The organism is Mycetocola spongiae, from assembly GCF_020424085.1.
Taxonomy (GTDB): Bacteria; Actinomycetota; Actinomycetes; order Actinomycetales; family Microbacteriaceae; genus Mycetocola; species Mycetocola spongiae.
The window spans coordinates 1,912,623-1,925,874 of sequence record NZ_CP080203.1; the positions used below are offsets into that span (position 1 = coordinate 1,912,623).

Consider the following 13,252-nt stretch of genomic DNA (forward strand, 5'->3'; position numbering starts at 1 on the left):
GGAATAATGCAACACTAGGCGGGTGACGTTTCAGGGTTGAAATACGTTTATTTAGCGCCCTGGGTGGCCCTCTAATGAAGGAATTATTCATGTTTGACGACCAGGATTTGGCTTTGGTCACGGCGTTACAGATTCACCCGCTCGCGTCCTGGACCGATCTGGCCCCGATCCTCGGCCAGAGCGCCCCGACCCTCGCCCGGCGCTGGCAGACACTCTCCGCGCAGGGGCTCGCCTGGGTCACGCTCTCGCATGTGCGCAATTCGGTCACGCTCTCCCCGCAGGCATTCATCCAGGTGCAGTGCGAGCGTGGCCGGCTGCGCGATGTGGCCAATGCGGTGCGCGAGGACGCCCCCGCCCAGACCGTGCACCTGATGACCGGCACCTACGACATCCTGATGCTGATGAGCATGGATATCGCCGATATCGAGGGCTACCTCGTGGACCGCATCGGCCGCATCGACGGCATCCGCTCCTATCGGGTACTCCCGTGCACACAGCTGCTCTTTCACGGCGGCATGTGGCAGGCCGATGGGCTCAGCCCGGGCCAGGCGCAGGCGGTCGCGGCCCTCGCACCCGGTCCGGCTCCGGAAAAATCGGGGCCCGGGCGCGAGACCAACCTGTCCAGCCCGCTCAGCACCGCCATCCTGGAGCTGCTCTATCTGGACGGCCGCATGTCCACCACCCAGGTCTGGAAGCACCTCACCGAGGCGGAGAATTTTGAGGTGAGCCTGAGCAGCGTGCGGCGGCAGATTGCGGCCATGTTCCGCACCGATCGGCTCGCGCTGCGCTGCGATGTCTCCGCCACCCACGTGGGCTGGCCGGTCGCGGCCACGCTCTGGTGCCGGCTTCCGGTGGATCAGATGGACGGTTTTGCCGCGCTGCTGCGCGATACCCGCTCGGGCCCCGAATCCTTTCCGGAGATCCGCTCGGCGCTGCTGATCGCGGGCGAGGCCAATGTGCACCTCACGCTGTGGCTGCGCTCGGTCTCGCATCTGCACCAGGTGGAGGCGCGGCTCGCGCGCCTGCAGCCCTCGCTCCAGGTGGCCGATCGCTCGATCAACTTCTCCACGCCCAAGCGCTTCGGCGCGATCCTGGAGGAGGGTCGCCGAGTGCGCACGGTGCCGGTGCGCATGGCCGGTTAGGCCCCGGGCACGGCGATGCCCATCTCCCCGAGCGAGCGGGCCTCGGGCCCGGCCGGGTCCAGCTCCTTCGCGGCGGTCATGATGATACGGGCGTTTTCCGGCGTGATGATCTCCAGCTCCACGCTATTCCACGGGGTATGCCGCGGGCCGCTCACGCTGCCCGGGCGCACCCGCTCGCAGTTGCGCGCAATCTGTTCACTCTGATCCCGCATACACGCGAAGCTCAGGCTGATCGCGGGCGGCCGCGCGGGGATCTCCCCCGGAATCAGCAGCGCGTCCTGAAACGCCCAGCGCCGCAGATGGGTCAGGCGATCGGGGATCGTAAAGAGGTTAATAAACCCCAGGCCCCGCTCCCAGAAGTCCACGGACTCGGCGAGATTGGCGGTGGGGAGGGTCATAAAGGCGGGCATTCCGTAGATCCCGCGGAAGGGCTCGGGGGCTACGGCCCCGGGTCCGGGGGCGGGCACGGGTCCGATATCAAAGGCATCAAAATAGGTGGTCATGACCCCAGGGTGCCGCCTCACGCCGCGGGAGGGTCAAGCCCGGGAACCGCGGGAGGGTCAGGCCGGGGAATCCGCCGGCTCCCGCTCCACCGCGGGGCGCGGCACCACGGGCAGGGCCGCGGCGGGGGCCAGGGCGATCAGGAAAAATGCCCACTGATAGCCCACCGCGGCGATCAACGCACCGATCACGGGCCCCACAAACGCGGCCGCGAGGAACTGCCCGGTATTTTGTGCGCCCAGTGCGCGGCCCGACCAGTGTGGCCCGGCGAGCTCCGCGACCGAGGTAAACGCGAGCCCGTTATCGGCCACGGCGATGCAGCTCGCGAGCACATAGCTCAGCGCAACCGCCCAGGGCCAGTGCGCGGCCCCCGCGGCCGCCATCACGATCAGCGCCAGGATCCCGGCCACCGCGACCCAGCGCAGCGGGCGCAACCGCGAACCCACCCGGTCGGAGAGCACGCCCACACCAATCCGGCCGAGCGCGCCGAGGAATTGCGCCACGGCAACCAGCACCCCGGCGGCGAGCGCGCCCCAGCCCTGATCGGCCATGAGCCAGACCAGGCCAAAGGTGGTGAGCGTAAACTGCGGCACCACCAGCAGCGCGGATGCGGCATGGATGCGCCAGAGCACCCCGGAGGAGCGATAGGGGTTTGCGGCGGGGGCGCCCTGCGGCGCGGGGCGGGGCGGGCGCGGCGGATCCACGATCACGGCCCAGCACAGCAGCGCGCTTAACGCCACGAGTGCGGCGCACAGCACGAGGGCGGGGGCGAGGGAGCCGCCCGCGATCAGCGCGGGTACAGCGAGCGCCGCGGCGGCCACGCCGAGCGGCTGGCACGTCTGCCGAATCCCCATCGCGAGGCCGCGGCGCTCGCGCGGGAACCAGCCCACCACCACGCGGCCGCTCGCGGAATTGGCCGAGGCGGTGGCGGCCCCGGCGAGCAAAAAGAGGAGGAATAGCGCGGCGAAGCTCGGGGTGGGGGTCCCGGCCACGAGCACCGCCGCCCCGGTGATCAGCGCGGTGGCCGCCATGCCCAGGGTCAGGACCCAGCGCTCCCCGCGGCGATCCACGATCCAGCCCCACAGCACAAGGGTGAGCACCAGCCCGAGGTTGGGGGCCGCCGCGAGCGTACCGGCCTCGATCAGCGAGAATCCGCGCCGGGTATGCAGGAACGGGATAAAAAAGGCGGGCGCGGTGACAACCACGGTGGCCGAGGCCTGGGCGAAGACCCCCACGGCAAGCATGAGCCACGGCCGGGGGATGCGGGCGCTGGAAGTCATACCGCGAGGCTACTGGTGTACCGTGCTGGTATACCAATCGATACCAGGGGGTCCCGTGCTGCCCAGCACCTCGGATCGGGTGCTACAGACGCTGCGCACCCGCATTCTCACGCTTGATCTGCCCCCCGGCGAGCCGCTCAGCGAGCGCGCGCTGGAGGCCACCCTCGGGGCCTCGCGCACGCCGATCCGCGCCGCGCTGTTCCGGCTGGAAGCGGAGGGCCTGGTGCGCCGCGGATCGCGGGCCTGGTCGGTTGCGCCGCTGAGCGAGGACGAGGTACACCACCTGAGCGGGTTTCGCGAGGCCGTGGAATGCGCGGCGGTGCGGCTCGTGGCCGAACGGGTCGCGGCGGGTGAGGATCTGGGCGCGGAACTGGACGCGCTGGAGGCCGAACTGGGGGAGGATATTCCGGCCCCCGCGGCCATCGTGCGCCGCGGCGACCGCTTCCACCTGAGCCTGGCCGCACTCGGCGGCAATCCGTTTCTGCTGGACGCGCTGGAAACCGCGCTGACCCGGCTCTCGCGCGTGCGCTGGGTCGAGGCACAGACGGCCACCCCCACCCAGAGCGCGCGCGAGCATCGCGAGATCATGGCGGCCGTGCGCCGCGGCGATGCCGCGGCCGCCGCGGGCCTGGTCGCGGACCATAGCCGCGGGGTGCGCGAGCGCGTGCTCGCGGGTCTCGGCGGCGAGCGCTCGCGCGGCCTGCGCGTGGAGCGCGGCTAGGCCGACACAACCGGGGGGCGCGTGCGCCTGATCGCGAGCGATACCACCGCCGCCACGATGCAGAGCGCGGCGGCCCCAAACCAGGCGAGGGTATATTCTCCCGAGACATCGCGCACGATTCCCGCGATCGTGGCCGCGGCCGCCGCCCCGATCTGGTGCGCGGCGAAGACCCAGCCGAAGACCACGGGGCCGTCCTCCCCAAAGACCTCGCGGCAGAGCGCCACGGTGGGCGGCACGGTCGCGACCCAGTCCAGCCCGTAGATCACAATGAAGACGATCATCGGCGGGTGCACACTCTCCGAGAGCAGGAACGGGAGGATCGCGAGGCCCACGCCGCGGCCCGCATAATAGGCACCGAGCAGGATTCTTGGGTTCACCCGATCGGTCAGCCAGCCCGAGGCGATTGTGCCGATTATGTCAAAGATGCCCACGATCGCGAGCAGCCCCGCGGCGGTGGTCTGTGGCATGCCGTGATCATGGGCGCTCGGAATAAAATGGGTGCCCACGAGGCCGTTGGTGGTGGCGCCGCAGATCGCAAACCCCGCGGCGAGGGCCCAGAAGGTGCGGGTACGGGCGGCCCGGGCGAGGGTGCGCAGCGCGTTGGCCGCGGGGTTTCCGCGGGGACGCTCCGGCGGGGTCCACCCCGCGGGCGCGCCGAGCGGGGCGAGGCCCAGGTCGGCGGGGCTGGAGCGCAGGAATCCGATCACGAGGGGGATCACGGCGAGGGCCGCGAGGGTGACCACGAGGGTGGCGAGCCGCCAGCCCGCATCGGTGGCGATCGCGGCCACGAGGGGAAGGAATACCAGTTGCCCGGCCGCTCCCCCGGCCGAGAGGATACCCATGACCAGCCCGCGGTGACTGATAAACCAGGCATTGGCGATCGTGGCACCAAAAACGAGGGCCATCGATCCGGTGCCCACCCCGATCAGCAGGCCCCAGGTGAGCATGAGCATCCACGGTTCGGTGGCAAAGATGCTGCCTCCCGCGCCGAGGGCGATCAGGAGCAGCGCCGCGACGGTCACGCGGCGCACGCCAAAGCGCGCCATCAGGGCGGCGGCAAACGGGGCCATCAGCCCGTAGAGCAGCAGGTTGATCGTGACCGCGCCGGAGATCTCCCCGCGGGACCAGCCGAACTCGTCCTCGAGGGGCAGCATCAGGGCGCTCGGGGCGGCGCGGAAACTCGCGGCGGCGAGCAGGGCGATAAAGGCAACGGCGGCCACGGTCCAGGCCGGGTGGAACCGGCGGGCGGGGGCCTCGGGGTGCGGGGTCATGCACTCCTCATTTCGGTGGGTGGGGGACGGAGTTTCACGGGAAACTCCGAGCTGGCTTTCTTTAAGATAGTGCAGTTTCGGGGGTAAGGTGGCCATTATGGCCCTGCGTTCCGACCTCTCCGCGAAGGCGTGCTCGATTGCACGCGGCGCGGATGTGCTCGCCGATCCCTGGATTCTCCTGCTGCTGCGCGAACTCTTCCGCGGCACCCACCGCTTTGATGCGCTGGTGACGGCCACGGGCTGCTCGGATTCCGTCACGGCCAAGCGCCTCACCACACTGCGGGAGGCCGGCCTCGTGATCCGGGTCCCCTATCGCGAGGGCGGCCGCGAACGCCACGAATACCGCCTCACCGCGGCGGGCGCCGATACCCTGCCGATCCTGCACGCACTCTCCCGCTGGGGCGCCCGACATACCCCCGATCACGGCACCCTAGATATCAGCTGCGCGCGCTGCGAGACCCGGCCCCCGTCGGCGGACTGGTGCCCCACGTGTGCGCTGCCCCTCACCGCCAATGTTACGATCTGGCGCGCCCCCACCTCCCCCGAGGTCCCGGAGCGGCTCTCGGGGAGCTGACCGGGAATTTTTTGCCATACCCGGGTGCTATACCGGAGGTGAAACGCATCGGATTCCTCTCATTTGGGCACTATCAGGCCATCCCCGGATCGCGCACGCGCACCGCGAGTGACGTGCTGCTGCAATCGATCGAACTGGCCGAGGCCGCCGAGGAGATCGGCATCGACGGCGCCTATTTCCGCGTGCACCACTTCGCGCAGCAGCTCGCCTCACCGTTCCCGCTGCTCGCGGCAATCGGCGCGCGCACCTCGCGCATCGAGATCGGCACGGGCGTGATCGATATGCGCTATGAGAACGCCCTCTATATGGCGGAGGAGGCGGCCGCGGCCGACCTGATCTCGGGCGGCCGGCTGCAGCTCGGCGTGAGCCGGGGATCACCCGAGCCCGCACTCAACGGCGCCCGCTCATTTGGCTATGTGCCGGCCGAGGGCAGCACCGATGCCGATCTGGCCCGCACCAAAACCGAGCTTTTCCGCGCCGCAATCTCCGGCGCGGGCGTGACCGAACCCAATCCGCAGATGACCGGCAACTACGAACCACTCGCGATTCAGCCGCAGTCCCCGGGCCTGGCCGATCGCATCTGGTGGGGCGCGGGAAGCCGCGCGACCGGACGCTGGGCGGCCGAGCAGGGCATGAACCTGATGAGCTCCACGCTGCTGACCGAGGACACCGGCGTGCCCTTCGACGAGCTTCAGGCCGAGCAGATTGCGCTCTATCGCGCGGCCTGGGCCGAGGCCGGCTGGGAGCGCACCCCGCGCGTCTCGATCAGCCGCAGCGTGATCCCGATCACCACCGATGAGGATCGTGCCTATTTTGGTGGCCGCGGGGGCGAGTCCCACGATCAGGTGGGCTATATCGACGGCGGCATCGCGCGCTTCGGCAAGAGCTATACGGGCGAGCCCGATGTGCTCGCGGCGGAACTCGCGGCCGATGCCGCGGTGCAGGCGGCCGATACCGTGCTGCTCACCGTGCCCAATCAGTTGGGCGTTGCTTATTGTGCACATATTCTGGAATCTATAGCTAAGCATGTAGCTCCCTCGCTTGGCTGGAAGCCAAACACAGAGGGCCCCGTCGAGGGAGACGCGATCTAGGCGCGACTCTCTGCCCCGATACACTCGGTCGAGGGCTGGCTAAGACGCACTGAGATCGCAGCCAGGGCGTGCAAAAGAGCCGTTGGAGACCCCGCTTAGGCTGCCGCCTCGTCGAGCCCCGTGATCATCAAGTACAGATCGCGTAGGGAGCCGTCAGACATGTCGATGATCGGCTCATACATGAACGAGTTGATGTGCAGGTTCTCCGGAGTCATCAGCAGCACCGATCGCAAGAGCGCAAGCTCAACAGAGGAGCCAAGTTCACGCTGATCGAAGAGCTTGAAGAGCTCCCAGTTCTGGTTCTTGGTGATCGCGTCGGTGGTTGCCGGGTCATTGATCTGACCCAGCATGTATGACTCGGAGCGAAGGCGAACAGCTATTGAGAGAACGATCTTGTTGGCGAAATTCACACCTTCGTCCGCCTCGAGGCATGCATCTGCCTCGCGGTAGATCATGTCGACCACTGACTCGCTCGGGTCAGCCCAGGATTGAGCGGGTAGTCCTGCTAGAGCGTTTCTGAATATGGTGTCTAGCTCATCTTGCGTGATGGACGCAGTGTCGCCCTTTCGGTGGAGCAGAGAAGTTAGCTTCAGGTAATCGCCATCATCGGTGCCTCGGCTGTACTCGATGAGGTTCCGAACGAAGGGTATGCAGGCGATCCGCTTCATCCCATCGCTGAAGATCTCCTTCTTGAAGTCGAGTGTGAAGGGGTTCTTGATGGTATTGCCCTTCATCTCGCTGAGCTTTACTCTTTCGGGGCTCTTTTCAGCCATGAAGCAGTGTCCCCAACCCACGACGCCTCGGCCGTAGATCGTCCGCAGGAAGTCGAAGTTGTGAGTCAGGATCAGAAGTCGAAAGTTCTCCTCCTGCTCCATTTCCTGCAGGTAGTAGATGATGGCGTACTTGTTCTTGTAGTCGAAGGAGTCAGCGATGTCATCGATGACAAAAATCGCCAGCTCCCCGGTGCCGCGCCGGGCCTCCACTTCGAACAGGATGTTCAGGATGTAGAGAGCCTTCTTCTCTCCGGTACTCAGCACTCGGAGCAGGTGTTCCCGGTCAACGCGGGATGAGCCACCACCGTCCTTGAACTCGAAGTCGAGCGTCAGGAAGGGTTCCTGGGCGAGCATCACCTTCTCCCGATTCCGAGGAACGAGCGTGAACGGCACGGAGAACCTTGTGTTGAAAAGCTCGATCACTTCCTCCCAACGCGTTCGCTCGGCCGCTGCCTGCTTGAGGATCGCCTTGCGCCGTTCCTCGGAGGACTTGTGAGTAGCGACCGCCTCCAAGAAGAGTTGCTCCGACACCTTCAGATACGAGACCCAGAGCTTCTCTTTGAACAGCTCGATGTTCTGGAACTGGGCAAGAAGCTCAGGCCGGTCGGAAACGAGCTTGAAGAAGTCGCGAGTAGCCTGGTTAGCGTTCAGGGCCTTCTCCAGCGCCCCAAGTCGCTTCGTCAGCTCATCGTCGTCCGAGATCCGCTGCTTCTCATCCGCGATCAGGGCAGTCAGTTCTTTCTCGCTCGAAACCTCTCGGGGGCTCTCGTCGCCGGCGAGGAGTAGCGCGTGCTTGGCCGTGAAGAAACCCTGGTTAACCAGGCTCTTGCTCACCGTTTCAGCGTTGTAGTAAGTGAATGATGACCGACTGAAGAAGATCGAGCGATCCAGCAACTCGTTGAGCCGGGTGACATAGTCGCTGAGGGAACCTCGAAGTGCTGGGTCGGCCAATACCTTTTCTACGCTGGCGTTGAAAATCGTGTCATACGGGAGATCGGCGAACGGAGCATCCTCCAGCTGCTCGACCTCGTAGCTGACCCGCGCCAGGGCACCGAAGAAGTTGCCATCTTCCTTCGTGAAGATCTGTGACACGAGCGTTGCGACATCTTGCTTCGTCCGAGCCGTCTTCTTCAGCTCCTTAGTCAGCTCGACCTCAAGCTTCATCAGCTCTTTGTTGATGACCTCGAACTCAGTGCGAAGCGGCGCGTTGACGAGGAGTGTCGAAGCGAACTCGTCCGGAGCGTACTGCTCGTCGTACGCCAGGAAAACGGCCACGCTTGAGGGGTCCGGCTGTGCCCCGTTCCCATCGACGATCTTGCGGATCGTCTCACGATCGGTGAAGACATGATCGGCCGAATCTTCCCCTCGCGAGAAGTCCAGGAAGGTACGGGCGAAGCTCGACTTCATCGTCCCGTTCGGCGCGTAGATGGCAACGGCTCTCTTCCTGTCGAATGGGAGCACAGCATCGAACTCTCGGATCCCGTGGCAGTTGCGAAGCTCGATGTGAAGAGTTTGCATTTTATAAGCTTAGCGAGTCGCCCAACTTTGGATGCGTGCTGCGCTACACATGGTGGGAGGTCTATATCTCAGCCCATCGGCTCACGGAGCGCCGGATGTGCGCTTAGGTCGAGCAACTGCCCGAGCATGCCGTCTCGGCCTGTTCTGCACGCGGCAAGAGCCGGAACTTTCGAGTTACATCCTCGGCCATAGTTGTGTCGCAGCAGCTCATGGGGACTTGCTCTTGGCGGCGACCTTGAGAGCCGCTGCCTCGCCGCGCTTCACATACTTGTGGTTGTCCTTCGGCACATAGGGCTTGGCCCGCTTGACCTGACCGAGCACGACTTGCACTGTGTATCTGCTTACAGTCACATTCCGTTCCTCGGGAAGCGCCTTCATGATGCGCTGTGAGCCCCAGCGGTCTTTCTCGTGCTTCTCCCGAATCCAGGCGACATCCTTGCTTGTGAGTTTCGGCGGTGGGCCTAGTGGAGTACCCCGGGCAGCTTCTGCGGCCAGACCTTCCCGAGTTCGCTCAGCGATTCGGTCTCGCTCCTGAGCAGCAACCGCAAGCATCACCCTGATGATGAGCATGCCTACACTGTGCTTTGGAGTCACCATGCTGACTCCATCCGCAAGCGAGGTTAGACATCCGCTGATGGGTTCAAGCTGCTTGAGTAAGGCGATTGTCTCCTCAGGCTCTCGCCCCCAGCGATCGAGCTTCGCCATGACGACCTCGACTTTTCCTTCATGGGCTCTGACCGCCGCCATGAGCTGGTTCATCTTCTTGGAATGAGCGTTCGTGGTTCCACTCACTCCCCTATCTACGAAGATGTTCTCTTTAGCGACTCCGTAGCCGATGAGCTGCTGCTGCTGAGCCTCGAGGCCGAGTTCCTGTTTGACCGTGCTCACTCTGGTGTAGCCGATTCGGTGGATGGTACTCATAGCTGTCTCCTTCGGTGATTCTTTACAACCACGATTAGACATATCGCTATAACGGTCGAACATGGGTGGTTGTTAAACGCTCGTTTAACAACCACCGAGAATTGGTGTGTCACACTACCATTACCTCAAGGCCAGACCAGCAAACGGATCGCAATTCGAGGCTGGATCGTGACTCCACAGCCTCTTTGAGAGGACCGTGCTTCTAGCACTGCCCACAATTGTTCGTTTGGCAACAACATGCCACCCGTGCCGATGACCGCCCGTCCACTGTTTTGAATAATCACCGGTGTCGGCCATTACTCTACTTGAGCGGGAAGTAACTACTCCTTCACTTCACATTCACTCCAGGCGGCGCTCTGCACTATTCGGTTCCGCCGTAGGCTCCGAGCTTTCCGAGAATGTTCGACTAGTGAGGCACGATGGACCTGAAGCACGGACCGTTTCCAACTGCACGAGATTGTGTCATTGGTGCGCGATACAATTGACCCTATGCCCGCAGAACTACGACCGACACCCTCATCGCGGGGCTCTCAGCTTCCAGTAATTAGCCTATTCGCAGGAGCCGGAGGACTCGATTTGGCTGTCGAGCGAGTAGCTGATGCGCCGCTCTCTAGCCCATCCAGCCCAACACCTGGCCCATATCGCGTCGCGGTCGCCACTGACTATGCACCCCAAGCTTTGGACACACTGGCACTAAACCTTCCGGGGACAGTAACGCTATCTGGAGACATTCGGGAAACCTCGACCTCTGAACTCCTGCGTGCGGGGTCGATGGCCTCAGGCGACGCTGCGCTCGTGATCGGCGGGCCTCCGTGCACTCCCTTCTCGAAGTCGGGTTTCTGGCTCGCGGAGAAGCGAGAGTCTCGTGATCCAAATGCATCTTTGCTCGAAGAATATGTGCGGGTTGTCGCACAGTCGAAACCTGAGGCGTTTGTGCTTGAAAATGTTCAAGCCTTGACCTACAAGACACACAAGGCTCACTTCGATCAGCTCCTCAGCGCACTGACTGAACTGGGCTACAACCCACAGTGGAAGACCTTGCTCGCTGCAGATTATGGCGTACCCCAGCTTCGTAAGCGAGTGTTCATCGTCGGGCGGCGCGATGGTAAGGCATATAAGTTTCCTGAGCCAACCCATGCTGGGCCGAGTGAAACAACGCGAACTTGGGACCTTTCCAAGCTCCCCCATGTAACCGCGCAGCAAGCATTTGAGGGTCTTGTCACCACACCAGAAAAGGGGGAGCTTCTCGAGGGAAAGTATGGCGAGCTGGCTGCCGAGATTCCGGGTGGACAGAACTATCTTTGGCATACTTCTCGCTACGGAGGCCGCGACGAGTTCGAGTGGCGCTCGCGCTACTGGACATTCCTCCTCCGACTCGCGGCAGACAAACCAAGCTCCACACTCCAAGCCCAGCCAGGTCCATATGTAGGGCCGTTCCACTGGGAGAATCTTCCCAACGAAGAAGGCAATTTGAGAGCCCGCCGGTTGAGGGTGCCGGAGCTACTTCGGCTCATGACTTTTCCGGACGACTTCCGTCTCATCGGCAGTAGAGCGGACATTCAGCGTCAGCTGGGAAACGCGGTCCCGATGGAGCTAGGCAAGGCCGTTCTCCGAGCGCTAACCCTGCAGCTAGGCTATGTTGATCCTGAGACAGTTAACGATGATCGGCTCGTACGATCCACGAGTAGTGCGGTCCTGATCAGCTGAAGATGGCGTGAGGGCCCGAGAGAGGCCCCTCTTGCCAATCAGTATCGATTACCAAGCAGCCGAACAAGTCCTCCTCGATGCATTGGCGATCGCAAGTAGCGATAGGCGGCTACCTGTCGAATGGAGAAGTCACGCAAGAACCGTCTTCGCGCTTGAATCGAAGACCTGGACTCCTGCATTCGCAACCATGTTGCTCGCGAAAGCGACCGATAGTCGAGTCGACACGATGAGCCTTAAAGCAGAATCTGGCAATCCCTACGCCTACAGCGCCCGCAGTCTTTGCCACAAGATTTTGGTCCCCGCGGCAGTCAACCACAACTTCTCAATCCGAAATAAAGGACCTGAGCCACTCAACAACCAACCGTTCTTCCGCTATGACCGAATCGACAAGATCGACCGCGTACGCAAACCAGTCGACCGCGAGTACTTCTTCGATGTCGTGGAGCAGGCGAATAAGCTCTCCGCTGACCAAGCGCTTGACGCACTCGCAGCGTTCTTGAGGGAAGCCCTGGCTGTGGCTGCAGCGACTCGAAGCGTGTCTGTGAAAGCCGGGGGGCTAACCGCGCACGGTGCAAAGATCGCCGTCGAAGATTTCCTGCGCGATGACGCGCCTGATCGACCGAGACGACTTCAGGCGTTTGCCGCAGCTTGCCTTGACCTTATTCATCAAGATGTAAAGTCTCGTCGAATCAACGATCCTTCGGCGCATGTTCCCGGTGATGTCCAAGTACTACTCGGCAAAGTCGTCGCCATGTCTATGGAGGTCAAAGGCAAAACCGTAAAGGCAACAGATCTCACGACCTTTGCGGACGAATGCAAGGAAGCTGGGGTCGAACGAGCCGTAATGTTTGTGGATGCACCTCAGCAGGTTGACCTCAATCTCGACGCCGCTGTAATCATGCAAAGGCTTCAAACTCCCCAGGTAGTCTTCATCAGCTCTGCTGCGGAACTACTCTCGGGGTCTCTGCTCTGGGCCCCACTTCCTCTCGAGAAAGCTATCGAAGCATTTTCAAAGAACTTCCTGGATCGCCTGCTGGAGATCGAAGTCACAGTTCCCACACTTGAGGAATGGGGGCGAGCAGCGACAGTGGCACAAGCTCGCTTGAAGGGGCTGCCGTCTGGCCCGAAGCGACCCCGAGTGGACACAGATGGCTATGCTTCCCTTGCGAAGAGATCGATGCTCTCCACAACGGACGGTGAGCTAGGAAAAAAGTCGAATGGGCCACGATCCGCGGATGGATCGCGGCCCAGGTAACTCGCACACCGGCTAGTACAGACTGATTCGCGTCTCGCGCATGAACCTTCTCAACGAGACGAGATCTGAGAGACACTCAGCCAGTTCAGGGTGTTTCTCTTTGAGATCAGCGCTACTGAAAAGCCATTTGCAATAGGCGGTGTCCTCGGCTACACGCGCCAGTGGTGCTCCCCGGTACTTCCCAAAGGGGAATGTGCCAGCTTGTGCGTTTTGATTTCCATTTCTCATCAGTTCCTGCTTCCTCCCGCCTAAGCGGGTTTGGTGTCTGTTTAGGCGGCCTCTAGCGCCGTAGGGAGATCTTGTTCTGAGACAAAGCGGATGCCCCGGACGAAGTAACGGGCACCTACCACAGAGAGCGGCTCACGATCATCTTCGTAGGAACCCCGCCCACGCTTTTCAGGGATGTAGGAAGAGTGGATAAACTCGCGGGGCGCGCGCTGCTGCTTGACATACTCAGCATTGCTATTCTCGAAGAGCGAGTGGCCCGTGAGCGCTGCT

The 13,252-nt window shown here is 63.1% G+C and carries 11 protein-coding genes; 6 read left to right on the plus strand and 5 right to left on the minus strand.

All coding sequences use genetic code 11. The features are described from left to right. Window positions 1–89 precede the first annotated feature (89 nt). A complete protein-coding gene (locus KXZ72_RS08670) occupies window positions 90–1,142 on the plus strand; it encodes an Lrp/AsnC family transcriptional regulator (RefSeq protein ID WP_226080273.1) in 1,053 nt (350 codons plus the stop codon). On the opposite strand, the gene KXZ72_RS08675 is transcribed toward KXZ72_RS08670, so the two are convergent. Beyond that, entirely contained in the window at window positions 1,139–1,645 is a 507-nt protein-coding gene (locus tag KXZ72_RS08675) for a VOC family protein (RefSeq protein WP_226080275.1), read from the minus strand. The genes KXZ72_RS08670 and KXZ72_RS08675 overlap by 4 nt on opposite strands. A 57-nt stretch (window positions 1,646–1,702) precedes the next feature. Next, window positions 1,703–2,923, minus strand: coding sequence for an MFS transporter (locus KXZ72_RS08680; protein WP_226080277.1), 1,221 nt, complete (start codon window positions 2,921–2,923; stop codon window positions 1,703–1,705). A gap of 55 nt (window positions 2,924–2,978) precedes the next feature. Here KXZ72_RS08680 and KXZ72_RS08685 point away from each other — a divergent pair, with 55 nt between their 5' ends. Then, window positions 2,979–3,644, plus strand: a complete 666-nt coding sequence (locus KXZ72_RS08685) for a GntR family transcriptional regulator (protein ID WP_226080278.1) — start codon at window positions 2,979–2,981, stop codon at window positions 3,642–3,644. Here KXZ72_RS08685 and KXZ72_RS08690 read toward each other — a convergent pair. Next, on the minus strand, window positions 3,641–4,915 hold the full coding sequence (locus KXZ72_RS08690) for an MFS transporter (RefSeq protein ID WP_226080280.1): 1,275 nt from the start codon (window positions 4,913–4,915) through the stop codon (window positions 3,641–3,643). The two genes, KXZ72_RS08685 and KXZ72_RS08690, sit on opposite strands and share 4 nt — an antisense overlap. A gap of 97 nt (window positions 4,916–5,012) precedes the next feature. Here KXZ72_RS08690 and KXZ72_RS08695 point away from each other — a divergent pair, with 97 nt between their 5' ends. Together KXZ72_RS08695 and KXZ72_RS08700 are read left to right on the plus strand one after the other, a co-directional pair. Next, window positions 5,013–5,489, plus strand: coding sequence for a winged helix-turn-helix transcriptional regulator (locus KXZ72_RS08695; protein ID WP_226080282.1), 477 nt, complete (start codon window positions 5,013–5,015; stop codon window positions 5,487–5,489). A 38-nt stretch (window positions 5,490–5,527) separates the two neighbouring features. After that, complete coding sequence (locus tag KXZ72_RS08700) at window positions 5,528–6,580, plus strand: LLM class flavin-dependent oxidoreductase (RefSeq protein WP_226080283.1); 1,053 nt, start codon at window positions 5,528–5,530, stop codon at window positions 6,578–6,580. 95 nt (window positions 6,581–6,675) lie between these two features. Here the strand turns inward: KXZ72_RS08700 and KXZ72_RS08705 are convergent, their stop codons facing one another. Both KXZ72_RS08705 and KXZ72_RS08710 read right to left on the minus strand, forming a co-directional pair. Further along, window positions 6,676–8,871: an AAA family ATPase gene (locus KXZ72_RS08705; RefSeq protein WP_226080285.1), complete on the minus strand. Its 2,196-nt coding sequence runs from the start codon at window positions 8,869–8,871 to the stop codon at window positions 6,676–6,678. 207 nt (window positions 8,872–9,078) lie between these two features. Beyond that, window positions 9,079–9,792, minus strand: coding sequence for a recombinase family protein (locus KXZ72_RS08710; RefSeq protein ID WP_226080286.1), 714 nt, complete (start codon window positions 9,790–9,792; stop codon window positions 9,079–9,081). A 489-nt stretch (window positions 9,793–10,281) separates the two neighbouring features. Here KXZ72_RS08710 and KXZ72_RS08715 point away from each other — a divergent pair, with 489 nt between their 5' ends. Both KXZ72_RS08715 and KXZ72_RS08720 read left to right on the plus strand, forming a co-directional pair. Then, a complete protein-coding gene (locus tag KXZ72_RS08715; protein ID WP_226080287.1) occupies window positions 10,282–11,499 on the plus strand; it encodes a DNA cytosine methyltransferase in 1,218 nt (405 codons plus the stop codon). Between the two features lie 31 nt (window positions 11,500–11,530). After that, a complete protein-coding gene (locus KXZ72_RS08720) occupies window positions 11,531–12,754 on the plus strand; it encodes a restriction endonuclease, SacI family (protein WP_226080289.1) in 1,224 nt (407 codons plus the stop codon). Window positions 12,755–13,252: the final 498 nt, after the last annotated feature.